The following is a 9,910-nucleotide window of genomic DNA, read 5'->3' on the forward strand; positions in this document are numbered from 1 at the left end:
GCTGGTGACCTCGCCAGCGTCTTGGCTCTTAGGCTTCCGCTTGCCGTCTGACATCCGCTTGGGTCTCCCCGCCGGACTCACGATCGGCGGATGATAAGGAAGTCCCGTCGTGGCGGGCTACGTCGCTGGCGGCCTTGATGGCATCGAGTAGCAGGCGAAGCGTTTGGCGAGCCTGGGGTAGGCTCAGATCTATGTGGCGGTCTGACTTGTGCTCAGGATCGAGGATACGAAGCTCCACGATTGGCTGAGACCCAAAGAGATAGCCCGAAACCGTAAGCTTGCGCCGCGCCAAGCCGTTCAGACCTGCCTTGAAGCTGCGTTCGCGCCTCATCAAGCTATCCTCCGCATGAGCAGCGCCGCCGCTGCATCGAAATCGGCGACGGCTCCGATCGGGGCGCCCTCGGCTGATCGCACATAGATCGTGCCGCCGGACCGAAGCGCAGTCCCGATCAGCACGCCCCGAAAGAACACCTGGATCGACATGGCGAGCCTCAACGAAAATTCCGTATGATCTTCGCCATGCCGAATTAAATTTTACGTAACGCCCTGGCCTAGTGCAGACGGCGTAAGTGGGCTGCTAATCTAAATGCAGCACAGAAAGCGCGGCCAAAATCTCCATGAAATCCACCTGCATTTGCACCAAATAAAAGATCTTCGATGAAGGTGAGCGGTGCGTTTGCAGCCGGGCTAGATCCGATGAAATCTGTCCTGCTGATCTCCTCCAGGAAATCCAGACGCCCGCGGTCCGCAGCAGCTACGAGCCTGAGCAATTCGGATCGATCGGGGATCTCGTGGCGTGCGACGACACTCCCATAATCGAAACCCTGCCTCCATTCCTCGTCCGGGGAATTTCGATCCCAGCAGAGCATTTCAAAAAGATGCAGGGGGGTATGTTCCTGAGTAGCCATTGGCGTCCCTTCCGACGTTGATGGTTAGGCCAGGGGAGCGGGTTCCAGCCGTTTCCCTGGCCGCCCATCGTTAACCGCAATTTGCCGAAATGAAATAGGCATGAAAGAAACCGCCATGCAGGTTTCTGGCGGTTATCAGGCGGGCAGATTGAGGAATGGCAAAATTGATCGGGCTGGCGTCGACCAAGGGCGGCGTCGGTAAGACATCGATCGCTCTCAACCTCGCGGCGGTGCTTGCGCGCGACGGGGCCAGGGTGGTGGTGCTCGACGCGGATCCGGCCGGGCACGCGCTGGCCGTGGGCGAGCTCGGCGCCCTGGATTTTCCGGTAATTTCCCTCCTCCTCGAGGAGGTCGAGGCTAAGGCCGTTGCCGCCTGGACGAAGGCTGTGCGGTCGCAGGATGCAGACTTCGTCGTCATCGACGCGCCGGGCGCGCTCGGAGCCGCGTTCGGCGCCGTGGTCGCGATCGTGGACGTGGCGCTGATCCCAACGGGCGCGAGCATGCTGGATATCCGCGGCGCGGCCGAGACGGTCGGGATCGTGCGGCGGCACCGGAAGGCTGGCGGCCGTGGGCGGCCCGACATTCTGGTGGTGCCCTCTCGAGTGGATCGCCGGACCGGATCTGGCCGCGATGTGGTCGGAACCCTCGCAGGTTTGACGGAGCCGGTTAGCCCGGCGATTTCTCTCCGAGCCGTCGTTGCTGATGCCCTGTCCGTGGGCGAGGCGGTACCGGCTGATTCGCCGTCCGGTCTGGAATTCGTCGCCCTTGCCGCCGCTGTGCGTGCCCGCCTGGAGTCGCTGTGATGGCCTCGAAGCCCCGTAACCGCGCCGGCATGGACGCAGAGACCGTCGCGCGGATGATGGCTGCACAGGACAGCGAGGCGGCAACCGAGTCGCCTACCGTTGCTCCAGCCGAGGATAATGCTGCGCCTCCGCCGGAGCCCGCATTCGATCCGGGCAAGATTGACGGCCGTACGCTGCGCAGGACAGGCCGCGAGCCCTTCGCCACGAGGATCAAGCCGGAAACGCACGAGGCCCTTAGGCGCATCGCGTACAAGCGACGGATCACCATCGCCGAGGCTGTCGAAATTGCCGTCGCTGCGCTAGATCGCGACTAGATTTCTCATCGCATGATAGACGCAAGATGGTGTCTTGAATGGCGCATGCGAAGAAATTTGGCGGCCCAGCGTTGACTTGGCCGGGCTCAGCACGCGACATGCTTAATTCCGGCGACGGTTCGTTCGCGAGTCGCCGCCGGTCAGGAGAGATCACCGCCGCGAGATAGACAGCCCCTGAAACGACTACGGCCCCCCAGACGCCAATCTGGAGGGCCGCGAAATCGATGGGCCTGTGAGGCCACTGAACAATCCCTCACAAGCCATACGGCGCCCTCGGGTGTCAAGCGAGAACGCCAATTCTCGCGTCGAGAAGTCGTGTCCTGAGCCTACCTGCGGCCCGCATGGGACCGAGGACGATGCTTGTAGAGGAAATGGCTGCGGCCATCGGGACGTGCGCCCGCGACGCGCTCGATGACGTCTCGCGTGCGCTGTGGGCCGCCCACGCTGCCGGGCAGGTGACCGACGATGAAGCCGAAAGCCTATCGGTGGTGATCGAGGCCCGGCGGGGAACGTCGCACGCCGCGCGCGTAGCGATGGGGGGTGTCCTCAGATGGGAGGAGACCCCTCAGGAACCGCCCTCTCTCCGTCCGCCTTCCGTGAGGCGCCCGCCCTGCCCCAAGCGAGCCGAGGCACGGGAGCGGTCCCGCCGATGGGCAGCCGCCGGTCGGATGCCCCCTGCCATCGCCGCGAAGTTCACCAGCGGGGAGCAAGCAGTGCTCGCCGTGATCGCGTTCGAGGTCACCAAGCGTAAGGCCTGCATGATGGCGATCGGCGCCGTGGCGGCACTTGCTGGCGTGAGCGAGTCGACGGTGAAGCGGGCGATCCGGCAGGCGCGAGTCCTTGGTTTCTTGACGGTGCAGGAGCGCCGCCTGTCGCGCTACCGGAACGACACCAACATCGTGCGCATCATCAGCAAGGCGTGGACGTCCTGGCTCGAGCTCCGCGGCTCAGGGGGTGGGGTTCAGCGCCGAACGGGCACGAATACAAGTGGTTTACCGGAAGGAAGAGGAGGAGCGGTCGAGGCGCTTCCTACTCGGCTTTCTTCCGCTGGTAGAGGAAAGCTCCCACTACCCCAACGACGGTCGTGCACGTGATGGCAGACGCCTCAACGGGATACCCGAGCCAAAACCCCAAACCCGAAACCCCAAGGGATGTTAGGCCGAAACCAATCGCACCAATCTGTCCCAAGCGAACAGTGCGCAGGTTGCCTTCAAGGGATCTTTCTTCGAGTTTCCGGCGATGCTGGGATTCCTCCCGCCATTGCTCAACAATTTGCCGGGGCAGATCCGGTAGGATCTCGCGGAATTGCTCCAGGGTTGCGGGTGGAGGCAAAGGCCCCTGCCAGAACTGCCGCTCTTCGATAAGCGTCGGCCGCCCAGGCTCATTCTCTGGCTTCTGCCGAGCGGGTAAATTACCCCTGGGACGTCTGGACACGCGCACGCTCGCGATCGATCACGCGGCGCATATCCGCTCCAATCTGCTCGCCATCGCTGCGGAGTGCTTCGAAGTCGGTGCGGTTCGGATAGCGCGTGGCAACCGTCACGGTTGGCCAGATGGACGCAAGGGTGCCAACCCCGGCAATGAGGTTGCCGAGACGTGTTCTCCGCTTGGCGGCGCTGAATGCGTACCTGCTCATAAGCCGTGATGTACGCTTTTCGCGTGAACCGTCAATGACTCGAATTGGGCGAATTCTGCGTACGGTTCGGCGAATTCTAGCGGCGTTCGGTACATTTTGGACGCCTCCGAGCGAGTTCTTTCGCGGTGGAAGATTTCAGTCTGCCAATCGCGTAAGGGCGATTATGGAACCGGATTCGAAGTGTTCGTGAAGTGCTCGCGCGAGGGGCAAACCATGGAACGAGAAAAGCTGCCGCGAGGCCCCGTAAAAGACGCTCGACGGCGGCTCGAAATTACTTCGAATGGGTGGGGAGTCCTACGGGGTTAAAGGCTTCCGGCACCCACGAGGCGGGCGACACGCTCGATCCGTGCAATCGCTGCGATGTGACGGCGCGCACCAGGATGGTCGATATCGAGGGTCGCGAGCGCGTCGCGATGCTGCTTCACCAGATAGCGCAGGAGCGGCCTTCGATCTCCCGGAGGCATCCGCATCACGGTGGCGGAGTAGAGGCCTCTCATGAGGCGAAGTCGTCGGGCCAGCGTTCCATTACGCGTGTGCCGACGCCGCCGGCCCCCACGGTTGAGATTTGGCAGAAGCCGCCGACGATCTGCCCCGGCGCTCCGGTGATCGGATGGGGGAAGCGCAGATCCCGCTGCGCCCGCATGATCCGTAGGCCATCCTTCACCGGATCGAACGACGCCATGCCGCTGGTCAGTCCCATTTCCGGTAATTTTCGCATTAGATCCGGGGACGAGGGCGCGCAGGAGTTCATCACCTGTAGGGCGCCAGCGTCCTCTCTGTTGGAGTCGACCACCCAACATTCCGGGCGGCCGCGAGCCTCCGACCATCCGGCCAGTATCACCATGTTGGGCCGAGACCGGGCGTCAGGGTGCGCAGCCTCGTACTGCGCCAGGGCGATGCGCCACGTCTCCAGCATGCCGTCCACGGCTTGGTCGAAGGTAGCGAACCGCCACGTCGCGCGATCGGCGAAGAACTCCGGCAACTCGCTTGGCCCACGCCCTGACACGATGGCTGGCAGATGCCCCAAGATCCGCACCTTCTGCGCGTGCCCCAAAAGCTCTCCTTCCGGACCACGCTGTAGCCCATCTGTGAGCACGTGAACCGCGTTCGGCCGGACGTAGACGTGAAGGGCAGTCACGGGAATCTCCGAAATCTGTGAGGGTGTCGCCGAGGGCGTCCGAGTAAGTCGGAGCGGCGTAATCGGGCGCGAATTTGATGCGACCGTGCAGCACGGGGATCGGCTGCATGGGCCGTGCGGCGTTGCCCTGAAACCCGAAAGTGTAGAGGGCGTCCGACGCGTTGGTCTTGCCGCCACTCTTGGGCTTGAGGAAGTAGGAGATCGCCATCGCGCCGGCGCCGACGATCGCCGCGCTGATCGCAGACGCAACCACCGCCGATGCGAAGGCAGGGACCTGAAGTGCGGCGGCGGCGGCAGTTCCAGCCGGTCCGGCAACCGCCGTCAGCGCGACCAGGGCGACCACGGAGGCGATCGTTTTTGCAGTCGATCCACCGCCCCCCCCGCCGAGCGGGCGGGACACGAACTCCACGTTGTCGTTCATGGCCAGGGCGAGGCCGTCCCACTCCGCCCGTCCGTAGAACTGCCCGTTCACCCGGCAGACGGTCGGGAGATCGAAGTGCCATTCCACGCGTGCGAGGTACGCTGCCACGGTCTCGCCCATGACAGCCTGCGCCTCGCGCACGGGAAGCACGTAGGCCTCCTGCTCGCGCAACGAAGCGTCCGCCGGGTCGTAAAGCTGAAGCTGGTGTTTCACCGCGATTCGCATGACGCCTCCTGGAATGATGCCGGCCGCGCCCCCCGAACTACTGGGCCGCCGGCTCTCGATGTTTCCCGCCACCGTCGAGTGGGCGCCGCGGCTCTCGCAAAGCCGGGAGTTCCAGCCCACCAGATGCATGGCTGGCTGCTGACTGCGGGTGTTCTAGGCACCGCCCGCTGGCCGCTACCCGTGGCGCGAACCCGGGCAACCTCGAATTTCGCTATGCTCCAGGCGGTGCCTGCGGAGCCTCGGCCCCATGTTTGGCATTCAGGGGCACGCGGATGGTGTGACCGGGCGCGGGCTGTGAGGAGAGGCCCTCCCAAATGCGGCACTCCTCCGGGGCGAGCACCGAGGCATCGATGCCCGTCCGGTAGGCCTCCAGGCGGCTTTGAAGGTCGCCCCGCAGGAGGTCCGAGAGATCGTGCTCGATCCGGTATTGGCGCCGGCCCTCGGAACTCAGGAGGGACAGGTTCAACTGCGCCTCGATCCGCGCCGCCATCGGCCTCAGGCAGTCCCGCACCAAGGCCTGACTCTCCTCCTTGAGGGAGCCGTAGGAGGCGTGATTCCCGAGGCCGACGACGCTGAGCGGCACACCGTAAATCCGGGCGATGTCCTCCAGGCCGGCCATGCGCGCCTCGTGGAATTGGGCTTCACGGCCCGACTGCGCCAGCGGCTTAGCCTTGAGTCCCGCTTCGAGGAGGAGCGGCGCCACGTTCTCCCGCATGCTGGTCAAGCGATCCGTGAGCTGGCGTTTGATCCGCACGAACGCCGCGTTGCCCACGTCGTCGTCGTTGAAAGCAGCATCCGTCTCGAAGGCGACTTCCGGCACAAAGCCGCGTTCTGCCTGGGTCGTGGCGAGCGCGGATTGTGCCAAGGCGAGCCCTACGGCGCCGTTCGCCCAAGCGAGGGGGGACACCCCGAAGATCCCATCCCGCGACGCGTAGCGCAGGTGTGCCGTCTCGTCCTCGGTCAGGATCACCGTCCCACGCACCGGGTCTGATAAGCGGTACCGCAGCCGGCCGGTACGAAGCTGCTCGACGCCCACCATGCGGGCCGGGAGGTAATCGAGCGCGGTGATCCGCCCCCGGCCGTCGAAGGCCGCTTTGGCGTATCCGTTGCCGCCCAAGAGCACGTCCCGCACGAGGAGCTCGCGTAGATTGAACGCCGGCATGCGGTCGTTGGCGGCGACGTTGAGGACGGAGGACAGGGGATGGTCCCGGGCTTCCTCGCGGCCGCCGTCGTCCATTCGCCGATAGACGACGAGGGGCAGGGCCGCGAGGCTTTCCGCGATGAGGGTCGTGCATCGCGAGGCTACCCCGAGGCTGGAAAGCGCCTGCTCCGGGCTCGCGAAACCCGTGGTGCCGCGCCCGAACCCGAGGAACTGCATCAGGTACGGGTCGGAGGCGGCGACAGCTTGGGGCGGCGCAGCGCGGCGCTCACGGCCCATGAGGCGGGAGAGGAAACCCATCTCAGGCCCCCGCTGTTTCGAGCCAACGCCGGGCCAGGAGCGGGCCAAGGCAGGCATCGATGAGACCGGCGCGCACGTCTATCACCGTGCCGGGATAGGCGGGCCAGTGGCTCACGACACTGATTTCGTGAAGCACCACGGACCGGAGCTCGCGCCGATCGCCGGTCCAGGTGTCTCCGCCCGCCGGGACATCGAACCCAAAGCTCATCCCGCCCAGGTCGCCGCGTTCCGCCAGGGCGAGGGTGTCGCGGCCTTCGCTCGTGTCGGGGAGGTCGATCTCGAAGGAGAGTCCCTTGCTGTCAGACCCGAGCCGCAACGTGCCGCTTCGGGTCCGGCCGAGAAGCCGGGTCGGGTCGTGATCCCGGATCGCCAGCACATCCGCCCGGAGCGATGCATCGAACGCCCCGGCGCGGATGGTTTCCCGGAACGCGCCGCGCACCGGGTCGCTGATACGGGTCTCCGCCCCGAACAGCGCGGCGTAGCCTTCGAGCTTACGCCCGGCCGAGATGGCTCGGACTTCGATGGTCGCCGCGCGCTTCTCCATCACTGGATCACCGAGGACGCCAGGGCTTTGGTCGGAAAGTCGTCGGTGAAAACGAACGACTCGGGATGCCGGACCGCCACGTCCGCATCCAGGAACGCGTGCAAGTAGGCGCCGCCCCGGTCCGCCATCTCGGCAGCGTACGGATTCAACATTATGTCTACGCTGGACCAGTAACCGACCAGCAAATCCGGCCAATTACCATAGAATATCTGCGCAAGGTTGGTCGACGTTCCGCCATTGGCCGGAACCTGTGTCGACCACGCGGTGGGTTCGCCCTTGAAGATTCCGGCCACGCCGATCAGCGCCCCATCCGCGCCGCGGTAGCGGTTCAGGGTCGATTTCACGGCGGGGTGCGCCAGGAAGCCCGTGCTTCCGCCGATGTCAGCATCCTCCACGAGACTCGTCATGGTGGCGACGAGATCATCAAGCTCGGCGATGGTGGGCTTCTGCGGGTCAGCGAAGGCGCCCGGCACCCGATGTACCCCGGGCGTGCCCTTGATGCCGCGCGGCGCGTCGTTGGCGCCCGTGCCCATCACTGCGGCCAGATCGAGGGCCTGCGCGAGGATGAACCCGAGATCGTACCGGAGCACCTGCTCGATCTGCGGGGCCTGGATCATCATTCGGCGCGTGACTTCGTATTTGCCGGTGACGGTTTTCGGCCCCATCGAAACCTTTTCGAACTGCGGGTCCGAGCCGGTCGCGGGGCCATGCTCAGGCACCCATTTCGCGGTACCGCTCGATTTCTGACGTGGCAGATCGAGGTTTCCGGTCAGACCCGTCAGCGTGGTCGCCCCGAGCTTCGCCACCGCAAGATTCGGCCGGGGGCGATCGATCAGAGGGCCCAGATTGGTCGCCACCAGCGCACCGCCAGGGCCGGCCGCCGGCTGCTGCGTGCCCACGTACCGGCGCTCACCGCCCAGGAACAGGCTCACGGGAGCGGAGAAGCTGTCCTTCCGGCCGCTGCGGCGCTCGGCGGCGAACTCGCCTTCCGCGCCCGTCAGGCGGCCGGTGCGGCTGAATTCATCGATCGCTTTGCCGATGCTGTAACGCGCCTCCAGCGCCTCCACGCCGCCAGTGCCGCCAACCGGCGTTGCCTCGGCATGGCGCTCGAGGTTTTCCAGGGTCTCCCGCTGGCCGATGCGGACCTCAAGGCCGGAAACCTCACCCTTCAGCGCGTCGAAGCGGCCGCGCTCGCCGTCGGTGAGATCCCGCTTTTCGGTTTCGGCCTTGTCGACCAGCCCGCGCATTTCAGCGACGCGATTGGCCTTCTGCTCACGAAGTTCGTGGATTTTCACAGGACGTCTCCTTCGGAATTTGACCCGATCAGGGCCTCCAGGCCGTGCAGCACCGCGCGGCAATCAATGACGATCAGCGCCTCCGTGAGAGGCTTCGCGCCGCCCAGCAGCTGGCGGATGCGATCCAGGCCATCCGTGGCCGCGTGGTTCAGGACTCGGCGCCGGATCTCCCCGCTGGCCTCACGCCACACGCACAGCGTGGTTTCGCCGGTCGGAAACAGGATCCCGGGGAAGCGCGGAGGGGCGGCCGTATCGGAGAAGGCAACCGCAACGTCGGCGGCTTCCTTCGGGGGCAAGCCGAGATCCACGAGTTGGGCGGCGATCGCGAGTTGGATCACCCGGTGCCGGCTGAGAAGCCCGGCAACGCCAGCCCGGGCCGGTGCCTGATCGGTCTCGGAGTACCGGATAATCCCGCGAGCCAGCCAAGTCCGGAACGTCGCGACGCGGGCAACGGAGTTCATGGGATCGATGACCGCGGCGGCGGCAGCGAGCGTGTACATTTCATCCTCTCGGCTATTTCAACCGTCATAGGATTTTTATTGGCACGAGTCTAATCTGATTAAATTTGATTTCAAATTATGGTTTCGGGCTGCCGAACGCGGCCCCCTTTTTTTTTCGAGTCAGTCGCGCGCGCCAGATTGACCAAGCGTTCCTGCGCGAGTGGGGAAAAGACTCAAAAATCGCGTTTTCGGGATTTCGAACGACGACGCGCGGAATGATAGTCAACGACTAAGTTCAGCCATTGAATTACATTGGATACACATTTCCAATATTACAGTCGTGTTGATTTAAGTCTGTGATTGATTATGATTGCTCATCATCAAGCATCACTGGCGACGAGACGGGGTACGCACCGATGGCCAAGGCATATGCGCTCAACGTGGACCCAAGCATCCGGGCCTGCGCTCGCTCCCTCATCGTGGAAGCGATGGAGGCAATCGAGGCGGACCGCATCGCTGGTGTTGAATTCTATCAAGCCCGGGATCGCGCGTTAGAGACCCGGGCCGCCGAGTGGGTCCGCCTCTACGGCAAGGAATGCGCTGACATGGCCGTGCGTGGCCTCCACGCGCTCCAAGAGCGGGAGATCCTGTCCCGGGAGGCGAAGGCCAAGATCCAGGCGCGCCGGTCGGCCTCGGCCCTCAGCTACATGCGCACGATGCCCGATGG

General features: G+C 64.7%; 14 protein-coding genes. 4 read left to right on the plus strand and 10 right to left on the minus strand.

From position 1 onward, the window contains the following. Positions 1-330: 330 nt before the first annotated feature. On the minus strand, positions 331-483 hold the full coding sequence (locus K2X24_RS00710; RefSeq protein WP_292493740.1) for a hypothetical protein: 153 nt from the start codon (positions 481-483) through the stop codon (positions 331-333). A 68-nt stretch (positions 484-551) separates the two neighbouring features. Continuing rightward, the gene (locus K2X24_RS00715; RefSeq protein ID WP_292493742.1) at positions 552-908 is read right to left on the minus strand and encodes a hypothetical protein; all 357 of its coding nucleotides are present in this window, start codon (positions 906-908) and stop codon (positions 552-554) included. A 155-nt stretch (positions 909-1,063) separates the two neighbouring features. Between K2X24_RS00715 and K2X24_RS00720 the strand changes: the two genes are divergently transcribed. From K2X24_RS00720 to K2X24_RS00730, 3 genes are all read left to right on the plus strand, one after another. Beyond that, complete coding sequence (locus tag K2X24_RS00720) at positions 1,064-1,711, plus strand: ParA family protein (RefSeq protein ID WP_292493744.1); 648 nt, start codon at positions 1,064-1,066, stop codon at positions 1,709-1,711. Then, entirely contained in the window at positions 1,711-2,025 is a 315-nt protein-coding gene (locus tag K2X24_RS00725; RefSeq protein WP_292493745.1) for a hypothetical protein, read from the plus strand. Before K2X24_RS00720 ends, K2X24_RS00725 begins: the two co-directional genes overlap by 1 nt. Before the next feature lie 713 nt (positions 2,026-2,738). After that, positions 2,739-3,119 (plus strand): hypothetical protein, encoded by a 381-nt coding sequence (locus K2X24_RS00730; RefSeq protein WP_292493747.1) that lies wholly within the window; start codon positions 2,739-2,741, stop codon positions 3,117-3,119. On the opposite strand, the gene K2X24_RS24335 is transcribed toward K2X24_RS00730, so the two are convergent. The 8 genes from K2X24_RS24335 to K2X24_RS00765 form a co-directional block, all read right to left on the minus strand. Beyond that, positions 3,055-3,465 (minus strand): DUF2335 domain-containing protein, encoded by a 411-nt coding sequence (locus tag K2X24_RS24335; RefSeq protein ID WP_366934418.1) that lies wholly within the window; start codon positions 3,463-3,465, stop codon positions 3,055-3,057. The two genes, K2X24_RS00730 and K2X24_RS24335, sit on opposite strands and share 65 nt — an antisense overlap. Positions 3,466-3,963: 498 nt before the next feature. After that, positions 3,964-4,158 carry a hypothetical protein gene (locus K2X24_RS00735; RefSeq protein WP_292493749.1) on the minus strand — a complete coding sequence of 65 codons (195 nt, stop codon included), beginning with the start codon at positions 4,156-4,158 and terminating at the stop codon, positions 3,964-3,966. Then, positions 4,155-4,361: a hypothetical protein gene (locus K2X24_RS00740; RefSeq protein ID WP_292493751.1), complete on the minus strand. Its 207-nt coding sequence runs from the start codon at positions 4,359-4,361 to the stop codon at positions 4,155-4,157. The genes K2X24_RS00735 and K2X24_RS00740 overlap by 4 nt, the downstream gene beginning before the upstream one ends. 163 nt (positions 4,362-4,524) lie before the next feature. Further along, on the minus strand, positions 4,525-5,445 hold the full coding sequence (locus tag K2X24_RS00745) for a hypothetical protein (RefSeq protein WP_292493753.1): 921 nt from the start codon (positions 5,443-5,445) through the stop codon (positions 4,525-4,527). 211 nt (positions 5,446-5,656) lie between these two features. Then, positions 5,657-6,904 carry a phage portal protein gene (locus tag K2X24_RS00750; protein ID WP_292493755.1) on the minus strand — a complete coding sequence of 416 codons (1,248 nt, stop codon included), beginning with the start codon at positions 6,902-6,904 and terminating at the stop codon, positions 5,657-5,659. A 1-nt stretch (position 6,905) separates the two neighbouring features. Then, positions 6,906-7,448: an HK97 family phage prohead protease gene (locus K2X24_RS00755; protein WP_292493756.1), complete on the minus strand. Its 543-nt coding sequence runs from the start codon at positions 7,446-7,448 to the stop codon at positions 6,906-6,908. Further along, positions 7,448-8,743, minus strand: a complete 1,296-nt coding sequence (locus tag K2X24_RS00760) for a phage major capsid protein (RefSeq protein WP_292493758.1) — start codon at positions 8,741-8,743, stop codon at positions 7,448-7,450. The genes K2X24_RS00755 and K2X24_RS00760 overlap by 1 nt, the downstream gene beginning before the upstream one ends. Further along, a complete protein-coding gene (locus tag K2X24_RS00765) occupies positions 8,740-9,243 on the minus strand; it encodes a hypothetical protein (RefSeq protein WP_292493760.1) in 504 nt (167 codons plus the stop codon). The genes K2X24_RS00760 and K2X24_RS00765 overlap by 4 nt, the downstream gene beginning before the upstream one ends. 356 nt (positions 9,244-9,599) lie before the next feature. Here K2X24_RS00765 and K2X24_RS00770 point away from each other — a divergent pair. Beyond that, positions 9,600-9,910: hypothetical protein (locus tag K2X24_RS00770; RefSeq protein WP_292493762.1), on the plus strand; the 311-nt coding region annotated here is incomplete at its 3' end.

The organism is Methylobacterium sp., from assembly GCF_019750675.1.
GTDB lineage: Bacteria > Pseudomonadota > Alphaproteobacteria > Rhizobiales > Beijerinckiaceae > Methylobacterium.

Excerpts from the sequence above, each read along its gene's own strand:
- K2X24_RS00755 (WP_292493756.1), bottom strand. The coding sequence starts at position 7,448 with ATGGAGAAGCGCGCGGCGACCATCGAAGTCCGAGCCATCTCGGCCGGG.
- K2X24_RS00715 (WP_292493742.1), bottom strand. The coding sequence starts at position 908 with ATGGCTACTCAGGAACATACCCCCCTGCATCTTTTTGAAATGCTCTGC.
- K2X24_RS00735 (WP_292493749.1), bottom strand. The coding sequence starts at position 4,158 with ATGAGAGGCCTCTACTCCGCCACCGTGATGCGGATGCCTCCGGGAGAT.
- K2X24_RS00765 (WP_292493760.1), bottom strand. The coding sequence starts at position 9,243 with ATGTACACGCTCGCTGCCGCCGCCGCGGTCATCGATCCCATGAACTCC.
- K2X24_RS00745 (WP_292493753.1), bottom strand. The coding sequence starts at position 5,445 with ATGCGAATCGCGGTGAAACACCAGCTTCAGCTTTACGACCCGGCGGAC.
- K2X24_RS00740 (WP_292493751.1), bottom strand. The coding sequence starts at position 4,361 with ATGGGACTGACCAGCGGCATGGCGTCGTTCGATCCGGTGAAGGATGGC.
- K2X24_RS00725 (WP_292493745.1), top strand. The coding sequence starts at position 1,711 with ATGGCCTCGAAGCCCCGTAACCGCGCCGGCATGGACGCAGAGACCGTC.
- K2X24_RS00720 (WP_292493744.1), top strand. The coding sequence starts at position 1,064 with ATGGCAAAATTGATCGGGCTGGCGTCGACCAAGGGCGGCGTCGGTAAG.
- K2X24_RS00750 (WP_292493755.1), bottom strand. The coding sequence starts at position 6,904 with ATGGGTTTCCTCTCCCGCCTCATGGGCCGTGAGCGCCGCGCTGCGCCG.
- K2X24_RS00710 (WP_292493740.1), bottom strand. The coding sequence starts at position 483 with ATGTCGATCCAGGTGTTCTTTCGGGGCGTGCTGATCGGGACTGCGCTT.